Origin of the sequence: Streptomyces sp. IBSBF 3136 (assembly GCF_036815105.1) — a bacterium.
In the GTDB taxonomy this organism is placed as follows: Bacteria; Actinomycetota; Actinomycetes; order Streptomycetales; family Streptomycetaceae; genus Streptomyces.
Map to the genome: position 1 here is coordinate 1 of NZ_JAJSZC010000259.1, position 15,592 is coordinate 15,592.

Genomic DNA, 15,592 nt, shown 5'->3' on the forward strand with positions numbered 1-15,592 from the left:
CCCGAGTGCCTCCGCATCCGTGCTTCCCCCGGCCTCCGCCGTGCTTCCCCCGGCCTCCGCCCCCACCGGCTCTGCCCGCATCGGCAATCGCTACGGGTTTCGCCTGGTTTCGCCTGCCAGGGGGCTGGAAACCGCGCAAGCCGACCGCGGCAGCCGACCGCGACCTGCCCCACACCGCTGACGCCGACACGGGGCACCCGTATGCGTTGCCCGGCGCGCACACCGCCGCGACCCCCAGGACGCTGGTTACCCGGAGACGGGCGGCCGCTCCCGTCCGCGAACAGGGAGGGCCGCGCATGGCGAAGTACGCGAGACACGGGCTGGTCGGCGGCCCGTACGGCTCCGGTGCGCGGGCCGGTCGCGCGTGCGTACCCGGGAGGCGCTCCGGAGACGTCCGGAGCCGCGCCCGGCGTGCGACGTGGCGCCGCGCGACGGCCGCATGGCTGTGCCTGTGCTCGCTCGCGCTGCTGTCCGGCGCGTGCACCGGGGCCTCGGCGGAGACGGGAGGGGTACGGATCGACCCGCGTATTCAGAAGATCATGGACAAGCCCGTCTACCGACACGGACAGTTCGGCCTGCTGGTGGTCGACCCGGTCAGCGGGCGCACGCTCACCTCGCTGAACCCGGAGCGACTGTTCGTGCCCGGCTCGACGACCAAGCTGTTCACCGTGTCGACCGCCTGGGACGCCTTCGGCGGCGACCACCGCATCACCACGCCGGTGTACGCACAGGGCCAGGTGCACGGCGACACCCTGGACGGCAGCCTGGTGCTGGTCGGCTCGGGCGATCTGACGATGGGCGGCCGCACCAAGCCGAACGGCACCCTCGATTACCGGCCCGTGGACCACACCTACGCCGACGCCCTGCCCGGCCACGCCACCCTGACCCCCGAGAACCCCCTCGCCGGACTGAACAGCCTGGCTCAGCAGGTGCGTGCCCGGGGCATCCGGCACGTCACAGGCGACGTGAGCGTCGAGGACCGCCTCTTCGCCCCGGACCCGGACCTCACGACGAACCCGACGCCGATCATCATCAACGACAACCTCGTCGACATCCTGAGCACGCCCACGCGGCCCGGCCGGAAGGCCTCGTTCACCTGGCGCCCGCAGACCGCCCGGAACTCGGTCTCCTACGACGTCAGGACCGTCCCCGCGGGGAAGCCGACCGCCATCACGGCCGCCACGGGCACGAACGGTGTCATCAAGGTGACCGGCACACTGGCGGCCGACGCCGATCCGTGGCTGGTCACCGCCCCGATCACGGACCCGGCGCCCTTCGCCCGCACCGCCTTCATCGAGGCCCTGGAGCGCGCGGGCGTCACCGTGGACGCCCCGGCGACCGGCCGCGCCCCCGCGCCCCCGGCCCGCACCCCGACGGGGGACCCGGTCGCGAAACTGGTCTCCGCGCCCTTCTCGCAGGAGGCGACGCTGATCCTCAAGGTCAGCCACAACCTGGGCGCCGACCTGCAGGTGTGCATGCTCGCCGTGCGGCGCGGCAGCAGGAACTGCGAGGACGGATTCCCCGCCGTCAACGCGTTCAACACCAAGGCCGGCGTCGATCCCGCCCAGGCATCGCAGGCCGACGGCGAGGGCGGAGTGTCCGGCGACGCCTTCACGCCCCGCGCCTACATGCCGCTGCTGAAGTACTGGACGACCACACCCCAGGCGGCGCGATTCCGGGAGGCGCTGCCGATCCTGGGCACGAGCGGGGACCTCGCCCTCTTCGGTGCCGACAGCCCCGCCAAGGGCAGGGTCTTCGCGAAGACCGGGACCCGAGCGGTCGGAAACAGCCTCACCGGCCAGGCACTGGTCAACTCCCGCGCCATGGCCGGATACCTCGACGTCGGGGGCGGCCGGTACCAGCTGTTCGCCGTCGTCTTCAACGACGCCATGGCGGCTTCCGCCGACGCGATCCTGTCCATCGCCGCCGACATCGCTCAGATCAGCGCCCTCCTCCAGCAGGACGGCGCGCGCGGCGCGAGCCCCTCCGGCTCCTGAGGCTCCCCACCTGCCGACGGACAGGCGGTCCTCTTCCTTACGCGGCCCTTGTCACGCGTCCAGTGGACGCATAAAGTGCGTCCACTGGACGCGGGCGCTCACTCCCCGGCGGCCGGCAATCCAGGACATGAGCTGACGGATGGCGGATCGGATGACCACGCACGACCAGGAGAACCCGCCCCCGGACGTCGGCTCGCCCGCCTGGTGGACCGCCCGCTACGCCGCCCGCGCCCGTCGGCGGTCCAGGCCCGACGGGCTCTCGCTGGAGGCGATCATGCGGGCCGCCCTCCGTGTCGCCGACGAGGAGGGACTGGACGCGCTGACGATGCGGACGGTGGCAGAACGGCTGAACGTCCGCCACACCTCCCTCTACCGTCATGTGCCGAGCCGCGAGGCCCTGCTCGTCGAGCTGGTCGACCACATGCTGGGGGAGATCACCCTGCCGGCACCGGGCGTGGACTGGCGGGCCGGTACCGAGGCGGGGGCGCGGGAGTACCGTCGCGTGCTCCTCGCGCACCGTGCGCTCGTCCCCCTGCTCACCCGCGGCCGGCTCCTCGGCCCCAACGCCCTCCTGGCACGGGAACAGGGGCTGCGACTGCTGACCGAGGCGGGCTGGCCGGCCGAGAGCGCGGTGCGCATCTACCTCACCGTCACCCACTACGTGGTCGGCGCCGTGGTGCTGGACACCGGGGGAGCGGATCGTACGCCCGGACAACGCGCCGCCATGACCGGCCTGTTCGCCGCACTGCCCGCCGGGAGGCACCCGCTCGTCACGGCCCACTCCGCGCTGCTCGGCGGCCCGGACGGCGACGACGAGTTCGACTACGGTCTGCGCTGCCTCCTCGACGGCATCGCCGGCACCCGGGAGGGCCGCTAGTGTCCCGCACCACCCTGCCCTCCGGCGCGCACTGGGCCGCCGGGGGAGACCGGACGACCGTCCACGGGCGCACGGGCGCGCACAGGCTGTTCGTCCGCCAGGACGGCCCCGCCGCCGGTACGCCGGTGACGCTCGTGCACGGCTTCCCCACCTCCTCCCACGACTGGGCGCCGATCGTGCCCCGGCTGGCGGCGCGAGGCCACCGCGTCATCACCCTCGACCTGCTCGGTTTCGGGCACAGCGACAAACCGCGCGGACACCGGTACTCCGTGCTCGAACAGGCCGACCTGGTGGAGGACGTCTGGCGCCGCCTCGCCGTCGGCGACACCGCCCTCGTCGCCCACGACTACGGAGTGAGCGTCGCCCAGGAACTGCTCGCGCGCGACCCCGGCCGGATCACCAGGACGGCCTGGCTGAACGGCGGCCTGTACCCCGATCTGCACCGTCCCCTCACCGTCCAGCGGCTCCTGCACGGCCCGCTCGGGCCGTTGCTCGTCCGCGCCGTCACCGAGCGCGGTTTCCGTTCCTCCATGCGCCGGGTCCTGGGCCGGGCCGTACCGGACCAGGACCTGCACGTCCTGTGGGAGAGCGTCTCCCGCGACGGCGGCCACCTGCTGGCGCCGCGGCTGCTGCGCTACATCGACGAGCGGCGTACGCACGGCGACCGCTGGGTGCGGGCGCTGGAGGGACACCGGGGCCCCACGCTGTTCGTGTGGGGGCCCGCCGACCCGATCAGCGGCGCCCATGTGCTGCCGCGCATCAGGGAGCGCATGCCGCACGCGACGGTCACGGAACTGGCCGGGCCACCCGCCGTCGGCCACTATCCGCAGGTCGAGGCCCCGGACGAGGTCGCCGAGGCGCTCGAAGGGTTCCTCGGCACCTCCTGAGCGGCGCGCGCTCGGGCCGGCCCCTGACCTCAGCCGGCGGGTGGCGCCGCGCCGTCCCTCGGGCAGGGGAAGGTGTCGGGTGGCGTTCCCCACTCGGCCGGGTTCCGCCGGTCGGGCAGGAGCCCACAGCTGAGCGGCGTCGAGGTGGTGCCGTCCGGCTGGGCGATCTCGCGGATGAAGACCGCCTTGTCCGGCGGGTACTTGTCCTTGCCGTCCAGGCGGAGCACCCCGGACGCGCCCGGGTACTGGGCCACGCCGTGGGCGGTGAGCCAGAGGTAGATGTCGTTGGGCTGGACGTCGCGGGACGCGGGCAGCAGATTCTCGATGACCTTGGTGACGATGCCCACGGTGTCGAAGCCGCCCGCGGCGTCGGCGTCGGCGCTGCGGTGGCCGAAGACGGCGGCGAACTCCCGGGTGAACTGCGCGTAGGGATCGCGGGAGTGCGTGGGCGCGTTCGCCGTCTCGTAGAGGAGCGTCATGTACGGGTAGGCGTGCGCGGTGCGCACGGGATGAAGCTGGAAGTCGATGGGGGCGCTCTCCGCGATCAGCGGAATGGTGCTGCCCCGCGGCGGCTGGCACTGACCGCCCGCGTTCTGCATCGCGTTGAGGAGGCTGGGCAGGACTCCGGACCGGCCGAGGTAGACGACGACGCCGTGGGTGGCCGCGACCCGGTTGCAGATGTCGGTGGCGATGTTGTCGGGAGTCGTCGCGCCGGGCTTCTCGCTGTAGGTGATCTCGTCGACGCCGCCTTGTCCCCGGTAGGCGGCGACGAACAGGTTCTTCAGGTCGGTGCTGAAGTAGCTGTCGGTGGGGTCGTAGACGACGACGGCGTGCGGGCTGTTGCTGGTGAGTTCCCGGACCGCCGGGGAGTGGCCGATGAAGTCGGCGAGGACCGGCGCGACCCGCGCGTTGGGCGCCGAGATCTGGAAGTAGCGCTGTGGTGAGTCGGGGCCGACCATGTTGCTGCCGGTCACCCCGTTGGCGATCACCGGGATTCCGGCCTGGTCGAGTTCCCGCACCGCGTTCAGCGACTCGGGGCGGCTCTGGGTGATGCCGATGACCGCGGCGATGTGGTCCTTCCGCTGCCGACTGATGATCATCTTCGTCACGTCCGGCGCCTTCGGCGTCCCGGCGTGGTGGGAGCCGTACTGGAAGTACTGGCCGGTGTTGGCGATGAGCAGCCGGATCGGCATCTTGTTCTGCCGGACCTCGTTGTTGAGCCGGTGCTGCTGGGCGATGACCCCGCGCAGGATCTGCAGGCCGATCGGCGGGTCGTCGTACACACCGTTCTGCAGGCTCAAGGGAGCCAGGAAGACCAGCGTGCGGTAACGACCGTCGGGGACACCGGCGTTCTCCGCGGCGGCCTGGCGCTCCAGGTCCCGCAGTTCCTTCCCGGGCTTGCCCGGTACGGCGAGATCGCACTGCGTGCCGTCGGTGACACCCACCCGTTCACCCGTACCGACCCTGACGCACGACGGCGGTGCCGGCCGGGCGGCGGGCGTGGCCGGCCAGAGGTAGTGCGGTGCCAGGACGATGCCGGCGGTGGCCGTGGCCAGGACGGGCAGTGCGGCCGGGCGCAGCCAGTCCGCGAAGCGGTCCCTGCGGGCGCTGACCCCCGGGTGCGCCCCGATCTTCTTCTGCGCCGTGCCGTCCGTGTCGTCCTCGGCCGGCAGCGTGACCAGGCGTACGGGTTCGGCGCTGCCCTCCTTGAGGAAGGTGAACACCATGTCGGCGACGCCGTTGGGCCTCTCGGGCTCGGCGCCCAGCGGGGCGGCGTAGTCCGGCGGGGTGCCCGCGCAGGCGGCCAGGACGAGCAGCGGCCGGGACGACCGGTCGCCGGCCAGCTCTTCGAACGTGTCGAGGAACGCCCGGCCGGGGCCGTCCACGTCGTCGATCTCCGGGATGAGCACGACGAACGACCAGCGGCGCCTGGCCCACAGGTGGCTGAGCCAGCTTCTGCCGCGGGTGGCCCGGCGCAGGTCGGTGAGCAGCGCGCGCAGCAGGATGCGGCGCACGCGCGGGTCCTCCGCGTCCGCGTCGCCGTCCTGGCAGAAACCGAGCGCGGCGTCCAGGAAACTGCCCGCGCCGCTCTCTTCCGCGACCCAGCGCAGGCCCCAGTGGCGCAGATGGAACCGGTAGCACAGCTTGGGAAAGCCGACGATCAGCGCGGCGACGAGCCCCTGCAGCCAGCCGGTCAGGAAGTGCCGGCCCAGGAACTCCGCGAGGCGGGCGCCGGCCCGCAGCGTCTGCCGCCGGGCCAGCAGCGCCGCGTACAACTCCTCGACGAGTGGCTGCTGTTGTGCTTGGACGTCGCCGCTGCCGCTCTCCGCGCCCAGCACCGTCCGGCAGGTGTGGAAGGTCGGCAGCCGCAGCCGGCCGGACGGCATGGTGAGCTGGAACCGCAGTGCCACGCGGTCGATGGCCGCCAGGAAGCCGCCGGTCAGCTCCGCATCGTCGACGACGGCGTGCGGCACCTGGAAGCGCGGGCTCCCGCGGTCCCGTGACAGCCGGTGTCTGTACTCACGGATCACGAAGGCCGGGGCGCGCGTGTCGCCGCCGTCCCGCCTGACGAGCACCAGGGCCGGTACCGCCTCGGCCCCGGATCTGTGCGCCGCGAAGGTGTCCAGCTGGCGTATGAGACGGTCCGACCACCTGGGGTAGCGCGGGACGGAGTCGGCCGGTTCGGAAGGGGAAGCGGGCATGCGTGTCCTCTCGGGGACGACCGGGGAGACGGGAGAGGTCAACATCCCATGCGGCACGGACGGGAAATCGCGCGATATCCGTCACTGCCGCCTAATGAGTGATTCGGATCGCTTCGGGGTCGGCGGATGCCGGAACCGTGATGCGGCACGTCAGTCCAGCGGGTGCGGTGCGTCACGAGGAGCCGTGGACCGTGAGATCGACCGGCGAACACCCGGGCGAATCGGGGCACCGTCCGGTGTATCGCTCCCGTGCGTGTTTCCCGGGCGGCTTGCGACCGAGGGGGTGGATGCGGGACGGTTGCTGGAGGACAACTGTTTTCCAGGGCAGAGAGGTGGTGAGGTGCGCACGGCGCGTGCCTCCGCTTGTGTCAGTTTCCCGCGGTTCCCCCGCCCGTCCGCCCGATGCCGACCTCAGGGTCGGCGCGACGTGGACCGAGGCGCCCTGCCCCGTGCTGGTCATGGACCGGCACGGCGGTCTGGTCCGGATCAACGAGGCGGCCCGGCGCGTCCTGCCCGACGTCGCCGGCGGTGACCGGCTGCACGAGGGAGTGCCCGCCTGGCTCCGGGGTGCGCACCAGGAGATCGCCGACGGCTCGCGCGGTGTGTCCGCCGGCCCGTCGACCGGTCCCATCGGCGACCGCTTCTTCGAGGCGCATCCCACCCTCGGCATCGACGGCGACGTCGTGTGGTGGCTGGTCGACGACACCGACCGGCACCTGGCCGAGACCGCGCTGAGCGACGCGCGGACGCGGTCCGAGGTCCTCTCCGAGGTCTCCAGCGCCCTGCTGTCCACGCTCAACGCCCAGCGCTGCATGGAGGTGGCCGCATCCATGGCCGCGGAACACCTCGCCGAGGCCGCCATCCTCGTCGCCCCCTCCCAGGGGCGGCGCCACCCGCTGACGTACGCGCGCCGCGGCGAGCCCGTCACCCAGACCACCAAGCAGGTCGACGTCTCCGGCGTGCCCGGCCTGGCCGAGGCGCTGCAGGGCTTCCCGCCCGTGCCCGCGCGCTGGATCAACCCCGCCGACATCCCCGACTGGGTGGTCCCGGACGGCTTCGCCGGACCCGTCGGCTCGGTGATCGTCACCCCGCTCCCCGGCCACGGCGTGCCCGCCGGCGCACTGATCCTGCTGCGCTCCAGCACCGAGCAGGCGTTCACCCAGGGTGAGGAGATCTTCGCCCGCCTGTTCGCGGCCCGGGCCGGCGCCGCCCTCTCCGCGGCCCGCCTCTACACCGAACAGACCACCATCACCGCCACGCTCATGCGCGAGCTGCTGCCGCCAGCGCTGCACCACGTGCACGGCGTCGAGTACGCCGGCAGCTACCGCGCCTCGAACGACCACGAGCGGATCGGCGGCGACTTCTACGACGTCCATCCCGGGTCCGACCCGTCGGTGGAGACCCTCGTCGTCCTCGGCGACGTGGCGGGCAAGGGCCTGGAAGCGGCGGTGCTGACCGGCAAGATCCGCAACACGCTGCACGCCCTGCTGCCGCTGGCCGACGACCACGAGCGGGTCCTCGGCCTGCTCAACGGTGCCCTGCTCACCTCCCACCACACCCGCTTCGCGACCCTGGTCCTGGCCTCCGTACGCCGCCGGGCCGGGCGCGCGCGGCTCCGGCTGACCAGTGCGGGGCACCTGCCGCCGCTGATCGTCCGGGCCGACGGCACGGTCGAGGAGGTACCCACCCACGGAACCCTCGTCGGGGCGCTGCCGACCGTCACCACCCGGACGGTGGAGACGGTGCTCGCACCCGGGGAGACCTGTCTGCTCTACACGGACGGCATCACCGAGGCCCGCGGCGGCCCGCTGGGCGACGAACTCTTCGGCCAGCACCGCGTGCACAGGGCGCTGGCCGAATGCGCGGGCATGCCGGCGGAGGCGATCGTGGAGCGGGTGCAGATGCTGGCCGCCCAGTGGCTGGGCTCGGGCCGGCACGACGACATGGCCGCCGTGGCCATCAGCGCTCCCAGGTCCGGCCCGTTGACGGTGGTCAACGGAAGCGGCCCGGACAGCGGGAGGAAGAAGTGAGTCGTCCCACCGCGACGGCCGATCTCGCGGAGAGGCTGTGGCAGGCCGTCGCGGACGGCGACGAACACACGGCCGCCGACATCGTTCACCAGGCCCGCACCGACGGTGCGGACGAGGAGACGCTGCTCCTCGGGGTCGTCGCGCCCGTGCAGGAGAGGATCGGCGTCGAATGGGCCGCCGACCGCATCACCGTGGCCCAGGAGCACGCGGCCACCGCCATAAACGAGCGGGTCATCGCGTCCCTGGCCCACGCACGGCACCGCGACGGCCGAGGCCGGCCTCAGCACCGGGGCCGCGTCACGGTCAGCTGCGTGGACGGCGAGTGGCACGCCTTCCCCGCCCGGCTCGTCGCCGAGGTCCTGTCGCTGCGGGGCTGGCGGGTCGACTTCCTCGGTGCCCAGACCCCCACTCCGCACCTCGTCGCCCACCTGCACCACACCAACCCCGAGGCCGTCCTGCTCTCCGGGTCCCTCCCGACCCACCTCCCGACGGCCCACGCCGCCATCAGCGCCTGCCAGGCCGTGGGCGTCCCCGTCCTGGCGGGCGGCCGCGCCTTCGGCCCCGACGGCCGCCATGCCCGGGCACTGCGCGCCGACCGGTGGGCGGCCGACGCCCTTGGCGCCGTCGCCGTGCTGGAAGAAGGCATCAGGCGGCCGGACCCCTCGGCCGGCCGCCATGCCGTGGACGACCTGCCCCACCTGGCCGACCAGGAGTACACGATGGTCGTCCGTAGCCGCCCCCAGCTGGTCAAGCAGACGCTGGTCGAGCTGGACGCCCGCTTCCCCGCCATGCGCGGCTACAGCGACGCCCAGCGCGAGCGCACGGCGGAGGACATCGCCCACGTCGTGGACTTCCTGTCCACGGCCCTCTACGTCGACGACCCCGACATCTTCACCACGTTCGTCACCTGGACCGCGGACATCCTCGAAGCCCGCAAGGTCCCCGCCCACTCCCTGGTGACCGGCCTGGAGGTCCTGGCCGGTGAACTGCGAGACTTCCCCCGCGGCGTGAACCTCGTCAAACTGGGAGTCGCCGCGCTGCACGACCGCTCCACCCGTCCTGTCCCCGGCCCCGGCACCCACGCATGACGACCTTGCCCCCCAGCGAGTTCACCCTCGGCTTCGACCACGCCCCCGCCACCCTGACCGTGCGGGTGGCGGGCGAACTCGACTACGACACGAGTGACGATCTGCTCGAAGCGGTCATCGGGCGCCTGACGGCCGAGCAGGCGCCGCTGCGGGACGTACGGCTGGATTTCAGCGAGCTGACCTGGATCGACTCCTCGGGTCTCTCCGCGCTGCTGATGATCCACCGCCGTGCCAGTGCCCTCGGCGCCACCCTGCACCTGGACAACCGCCCGAACGTCCTGGAGCGCATGCTCCACATCACCAACGTCCTGGACCACCTGACCGCTCCGCCGCCCGGCACGCAGGCCGCGCGTGACGAGCAGGCGGGGGTGGAGGAGGACGACGGCATCACCGGGGCCGGCGCCACGTGACATGCGGCGGGGGGGGGGGGGGGGGGGGGGGGGGGGGGGGGGGGGGGGGGGGGGGGGGNCCCCCCCCCCCCCCGCCCCCCCCCCCCCCCCCCCCCCCCCCCCCCCCCCCCCCCGTCGAATACGCCCGGCGCGTACGTCGGCGAGGCGGCCGGCCGCGCGCGCCGGTGGTCAGTCGGCGCGGCCCGTCGCCGCCACGGTCACGCCCAGGCCGATCATCGCGAGGCCGCCCGCCCCGCCGACCATCGACAGCCGGCGCTCCGAGCGCGCGAACCAGGAGCGCGCGGCCGAGGCGCCCAGGCCCCACGCGGTGTCCGTGATCAGGCCGATGGCGACCGGAACCAGCCCCAGCAGCATCATCTGGAGCGGGACGTGGCCCATCGAGTGGTTCACGAACTGCGGGAGCACGGCCGCGAAGAACACGATGCCCTTGGGATTGGTGGCTCCCACGAGAACCCCGTCCAGGATCGTGCGCAGATCGCCGCGCCGCTCCGTCGCCGGGGCCTCGACGTCCGTGACGCGCAGGGCCTTGCGGTGCCGGAAGGCGTGGACGCCGAGGTGGACGAGGTACACCGCGCCGGCCAGCTTCACGCCCGTGAACACCACCGCCGAGGTCTCCACGAGCGCGCCGAGGCCCCACGCCACGGCGATCACCAGGAGGTAGGAGCCGAGCAGGTTGCCGAGGACCGTCGCGAGCGCGGTGCGGCGGCCGTGGGCCAGCGCCCTGCCGATCACGAACAGCACACTCGGCCCCGGGACCGCGATCACCAGCAGGGCCAGTGCCGCGAACGCGAGAACGCTCTCCCAGGACACCATGGATCCGCCACCTCCTGAACCGGGCCAGGGGTGCATACAAGCACACGCCGGTCCCCCTCGGGGCGTGATGGAGGGGGCGGTCCTCGATCGGGCGACAGCGCGGGCATGCCGGAAGGGGCCGGAGGGTCAGGAGCCGGCCGGCGCGGAAAGGTGCCGGGTGACCGGGGTTGCGTGATCCTGTAAGCGTGCGGGGTGTCCCAGCCGGCCGGATCCGGGCGACCTACGCGGCCTCGGGCCGCCGGGCGTTGCGCGTGACGCTCGTGGCCGCGACGGGCTTCTACCTCTTCCGCTACGGCCTCGACCGCCCGGTCTCCGCCACCTACGCCCTCTTCGCGGCGGTGGCTCTGGGCGGCCTCTCCAAGATCCCCGGCACCGGACGCCAGCGGGCCGCGGTGGCGGCGCGCCTGGTACCGGTGTGCTGGGCCGTGGTGGTGATCGGCACCTACCTGTCGGTGCGGACCTGGAGCGCCGTCGTCGGCATGCTGCTGGTCGGCTTCGCGCTGACCTTCGCCGCCGTGGGCGGCCCCCGCCTGGCCGGCGCGACACCGGGCCTCCAACTCCTCTACATCCTGCCGTCGTTCCCGCCCTACGATCCCGGCTCGCTCGGCGACCGCCTGCTCGGGACGACCACCGGGCTTGTGCTGTTCATCGCCGCCGAGGCACTGATCCTCCCCGAGCCCGCACCGCCGCCGTACCGGGAGCGTGCCGCCGAGGCCGCCCGGACCGCCGCGCACTGCGCCGCGCTCCTCGCGGCGCCTCCGTACGCCCTGGACGACGCGGACGACCGGGCCGCCCGGGACGCCGGCCGGACCCTGCGGCTGATGGTGGTGCCGGAGGCGGAACGGCCGGCCGGGCCCGGGGTGCGCGAGCGCGCCCTGACCCACACCGGCCTGGCCACCCGCACCCTGCTCAGCAGGCTGGCGCAACTGCCCACCCCGCCCGGCGACCACCCGGGCCCCGAGGCGACCGCCGTGCTGCACGCGGTGGCGCGGCTGGCCCGGGCGACCGCGGTCTGCCTGGGGCAGGGACCCTCTCCCGTGGCCGCGTACGAGGAACTGGCCGTGGCACGGGCCCGCCTTGCGGCCCTGTCCGGGGACACGGTCTCCGCCACCGCCGCTTCGCCGGCCTGCGCTGCACGCCCGGCCGACGACAGCGCCGACGGGACCGCCCTGGTGCCCGTGTTCCCGCCCGCCGTACTGCGCCGGCACGCGGCCGTCCTGGAGATCGCCGACGCGGCGCTCGCCATGGGCACCGCCGCGGATCTGGCGGTGCACGGCCGCCGGGCCCCGGCGGAGGAGTCTCCCGGCCGCTTCTGGTACGCCAGGGAGCGGGCCCCGTCCCTGTGGTGGCATCGGGTGCGCGGCCATGCCGAGCGGCGGTCGGTGTTCTTCCAGAACGCGGTGCGCATCGCCCTGGCCCTGGCCGCCGCCAGGCTCGTGGCCGGCGTGGACACGCTGCCCCACGGCTTCTGGGCCACCCTGGCGACCCTCACCCTCACCCGGACCACCATGGACGAGACCTGGGGCACCATCCGCAAGGCGCTCACCGGCACCCTCGCCGGGGCCCTGCTGACCGCCGGGGTCCTCGACCTGGTGGCGACCGACACCGTCGTCTACGCCGCCGTACTGCCGGTGTGGATGCTGTTCGCCTTCACCGTGGGGCCGGTCAAGGGGGTCGGCTGGGCGCAGGGCATGTTCACCGTGCTCGTGGCCCTGGTCTTCGCCCAGCTCGCGCCGCCGACCTGGCGTCTGGCGGAGGTACGGCTGCTCGACGTCCTGGTCGGCAGCGCGATCGGCGCGGTCTTCGGCATGCTGGCCTGGCCCCGGGGCGCCCACGACGAACTGCGCAACGCCGAGGCGGAACTCCTGCGCAGGGCGGCCGAGATCGTCGTGGCGACCAGTGCCTCGGTGGCGGAGGGCGGAGCGGTGGCCGCGCCGCCCGGCGTGCACGGCCACCGGTCGCTGCAGCACGCCGTCATCCTCGCGGAATCCGCGTACGCGCAGTTCCTGAGCGAACCGGCGCCCTTCGGGTCGACGGGCGGGCGGGTGACCGGGTCCGCGGTGGACTCGCAGGCGACGCTGATCGCCGGCCACCACACCCTGTGGGGTGCCCAGCGCCTGCTGGAGCCGCCGCTCGCCGGACTGGTGCCCGCGGCGGCCGACTCCGTGAGCAGGCTGGGCGACCGCGTGTGCGGACGCATGCTGCTGGTCTCCGCCGCGCTGGACCCCGGAGGCGACACCCCGGCCGCATCCGTCCCGCGCATCGCCCCGAACCCCGGGGCCTTCGCCGAGGAGCCGCCCGGCGCAACCCGGCTGTACTACGCGACGGCGTCCTGGCTGAACTCACTGATGACCGATCTGACCCGGATCGCGCGCGGCGAACCCGGGCACGACGAGGCGACCACCGGGCGCGGGGCGCCGGCCGGCAGCGATCCCCACTGAACAGGCGTCATTGGTTGTACATGTCCACCCAGACCGTCTTGCCCCGCCCGCTGGGGGAGTTGCCCCACTCGGAGGAGAGGCTGTCGACGATGATCAGGCCCCTTCCGTGTTCGGCGTGATCGTTGGTGTCCTCGGTGAGCGTGATGGACGCGGGGACGGGTGGGGTGGGGTCCGCGTCGCGCACTTCCAGGCGCAGGTGGTCGGGGTATTCACGCAGCCGCAGGTCCACGTCGCTGTCGGCGTGGATGAGGGCGTTGGTGACGATCTCCGAGGTGACGAGCTGGAAGCTGTCGATCATCTGGTCCATCCCCCAGGTGTGGAGGCTGTCGCTGATGAACTGGCGGGCCGCCTTCACCGCCCGCAGGTCGTGCCGGTGGAACGTCATGCGGGTGATGCGCCGGTTGGGACCGGGGCGCGGCCCCTCGTAACGGGCGAGAAGGAGGGCGACGTCGTCGCGGTGCGTCCCGTGCGTGGTCGCCTCTTCGAGCAGGTGGTCGGCGAGCTTCTCCAGCGACGCGGACGCGGGCTTCAGCAGGGTGCGCGCCCACAGGGCGGTGTCGAGGGAGCGAGACTCGGTCATGCCGTCGGTGTAGAGCATGAGCAGCGTGTCGGGGGTGACGGTCAGTTCCGTGACACCGTACGTGGCCTCGGACTCGACGCCGAGCGGGACGTTGGGAGGCAGCTGGGGCGAGTGGACGAAGCCGTCGGGGGTGCGCAGCAGCGGGCCCGGGTGGCCGGCCAGCGCGGCCTCGGCGAGCCCGCTGTTGATGTCGAAGTTGATCAGGCAGCAGGTGGCCATGAGGTCGGTGTCGAGTTCGTTCAGCAGCCGGTTGGCCCGCACCATGACGGCGCCGGGGGAGTGCCCCTCCGTGGCGTAGGCGCGGACCGCGCTGCGGAGCTGGCCCATGACCACGGAGCTCTCGATGCTGTGGCCCTCGACGTCGCCGACGACCAGGGCGATGCGTCCGCCGGGCAGGGGCACCATGTCGTACCAGTCGCCGCCGAGACCCGCGGTGGAGGGAGCGGGGACGTAGCGTGCCGTGGTGACCATGCCGGGAACCTCGACCAGGTCCCGCGGCAGGAGCTTCTTCTGCAGGCTCTCGGCGAGGGTGCGGGCGCTCTCCCCGAGGCTCGCCCGTTCCAGGGCGGGCCCGAGGAGGTCCATCATCATCATCGACACGGCGCGCTCCTGGGAGCTGAAGGTCCGTGGCCGGTGGAAGCCGAGGGTGCACACGCCGAGGGGGCGGCCGCTCACGACGATGGGCAGGAACACGGCCGCTTCCATACCGTCCTCGACGGCGATGGGATACGACTCGAGCAGGGTCGCGCGGTCCTCGAAGAACAGCGAGGTGTGCTTCAGCAGGGCGTCGGCGTCGGGGCGGCCCGGGTCGGCCGCCGCGCCGTGCAGCAGTCTGAGGGCGACCGTGGGGTAGCCGCTGTGGCCGGCCACCCACAGCCTGCCGTCCCTGAGGGTGCTGACGAGGAACGAGCCGGCGTCGAAGGGCGCCATGATCCGCTTGCGGGTGACGGCCATGACCTCGTTCACGCTGGCCGCCTCGTTCAGCTCGGCGGCCAGCTGGTGGACCTGGTACATGAAGCTGACCTCGGTCGACCCGGGAAGACCCGGCAGGCCCCAGCCGAGGTTGGCCTTCCCCGTCGGCGGGACGCCGCGCCGGTACACCGGCAGCAGGGCGGGTTTGTTGCCCGGCCGCATCGAGACCCCCGTGGCGGCCAGCGCGTCCATCGCGCCGGCCAGGCTCATGACCCTGTTCATGAGCCACGCCACCTGCCGCGCGTACAGGAATCGGGTGCGTGGCGGGATCCAGATCACGGTGACCACACCGATGCGCCCCCCTGCCGTGTCCAGGGGAACGGACACCACCGAGTACGGGAACGGGACACGGCTGGCGAGCTTCAGGTCGGGGGAGTGGGGGGTCGGGAACCCGGCCATGGTCATCTCCCCGGTACGGAACGCGGCCGCCGTGGCGTAGGGATCGCCCACGTCCACCTGTTCCGGCATCGTGAAGATCGTCGGCTGGGCTCCGGCCCCGATCGCGGTGCGCAGGGTCCGCTCGTCGTCCGTGAGCAGATAGACCAGGCCCGTGTTGGCGTCGAGTTGCTCGATCATCTCCCGCAACGCGTCCGCGAGGGCGTAGTCGCGGTGCAGGGTGCTGTACGTGTCCGTCTGGTTCATGGCCATGTCCCGCGTCGGACACCCGTCTGGAAAGGGGTGAGGCGTTGTGGCGTGCTGTTTCTTCATGCTCTCTCCGGCATGCCATCGGCGCATCCGGCCGGCACGCGTGGCGGGGCCCCCGCGGGACCCGGGGCCGCCCCCGGGGGGGGGTGG

The 15,592-nt window shown here is 73.2% G+C and carries 10 protein-coding genes; 7 read left to right on the top strand and 3 right to left on the bottom strand.

The features are described 5' to 3' along the window. Positions 1-539 precede the first annotated feature (539 nt). The 3 genes from dacB (at position 540) to V7E45_RS35025 (ending at position 3,761) form a co-directional block, all read left to right on the top strand. Positions 540-1,997: a D-alanyl-D-alanine carboxypeptidase/D-alanyl-D-alanine endopeptidase gene (dacB, locus tag V7E45_RS35015; RefSeq protein WP_333778294.1), complete on the top strand. Its 1,458-nt coding sequence runs from the start codon at positions 540-542 to the stop codon at positions 1,995-1,997. Positions 1,998-2,148: 151 nt separating this feature from the next. Next, the gene (locus V7E45_RS35020; protein ID WP_333778295.1) at positions 2,149-2,874 is read left to right on the top strand and encodes a TetR/AcrR family transcriptional regulator; all 726 of its coding nucleotides are present in this window, start codon (positions 2,149-2,151) and stop codon (positions 2,872-2,874) included. Next, positions 2,874-3,761 (top strand): alpha/beta fold hydrolase, encoded by an 888-nt coding sequence (locus tag V7E45_RS35025; RefSeq protein WP_333778296.1) that lies wholly within the window; start codon positions 2,874-2,876, stop codon positions 3,759-3,761. The genes V7E45_RS35020 and V7E45_RS35025 overlap by 1 nt, the downstream gene beginning before the upstream one ends. 29 nt (positions 3,762-3,790) lie before the next feature. Here V7E45_RS35025 and V7E45_RS35030 read toward each other — a convergent pair whose 3' ends face one another. Then, on the bottom strand, positions 3,791-6,463 hold the full coding sequence (locus tag V7E45_RS35030) for an ABC transporter substrate-binding protein (RefSeq protein ID WP_333778297.1): 2,673 nt from the start codon (positions 6,461-6,463) through the stop codon (positions 3,791-3,793). Between the two features lie 365 nt (positions 6,464-6,828). Here V7E45_RS35030 and V7E45_RS35035 point away from each other — a divergent pair, with 365 nt between their 5' ends. From V7E45_RS35035 to V7E45_RS35045, 3 genes are read left to right on the top strand one after another with little or no spacing between them, the layout of a single operon-like run. After that, entirely contained in the window at positions 6,829-8,493 is a 1,665-nt protein-coding gene (locus V7E45_RS35035) for a PP2C family protein-serine/threonine phosphatase (protein WP_443056327.1), read from the top strand. Then, positions 8,490-9,581 (top strand): cobalamin B12-binding domain-containing protein, encoded by a 1,092-nt coding sequence (locus V7E45_RS35040; RefSeq protein WP_333778298.1) that lies wholly within the window; start codon positions 8,490-8,492, stop codon positions 9,579-9,581. Before V7E45_RS35035 ends, V7E45_RS35040 begins: the two co-directional genes overlap by 4 nt. Further along, positions 9,578-9,991: an STAS domain-containing protein gene (locus V7E45_RS35045; RefSeq protein ID WP_333778299.1), complete on the top strand. Its 414-nt coding sequence runs from the start codon at positions 9,578-9,580 to the stop codon at positions 9,989-9,991. The genes V7E45_RS35040 and V7E45_RS35045 overlap by 4 nt, the downstream gene beginning before the upstream one ends. Positions 9,992-10,159: 168 nt before the next feature. On the opposite strand, the gene V7E45_RS35050 is transcribed toward V7E45_RS35045, so the two are convergent. Further along, a complete protein-coding gene (locus V7E45_RS35050; RefSeq protein ID WP_333778300.1) occupies positions 10,160-10,804 on the bottom strand; it encodes a LysE family translocator in 645 nt (214 codons plus the stop codon). 185 nt (positions 10,805-10,989) lie between these two features. On the opposite strand from V7E45_RS35050, the gene V7E45_RS35055 reads away from it, so the two are divergent. Next, positions 10,990-13,245 (top strand): FUSC family protein, encoded by a 2,256-nt coding sequence (locus tag V7E45_RS35055; protein WP_333778301.1) that lies wholly within the window; start codon positions 10,990-10,992, stop codon positions 13,243-13,245. 7 nt (positions 13,246-13,252) lie between these two features. Here the strand turns inward: V7E45_RS35055 and V7E45_RS35060 are convergent, their stop codons facing one another. Further along, on the bottom strand, positions 13,253-15,439 hold the full coding sequence (locus V7E45_RS35060) for an ATP-binding SpoIIE family protein phosphatase (RefSeq protein WP_333778302.1): 2,187 nt from the start codon (positions 15,437-15,439) through the stop codon (positions 13,253-13,255). Positions 15,440-15,592 lie beyond the last annotated feature (153 nt).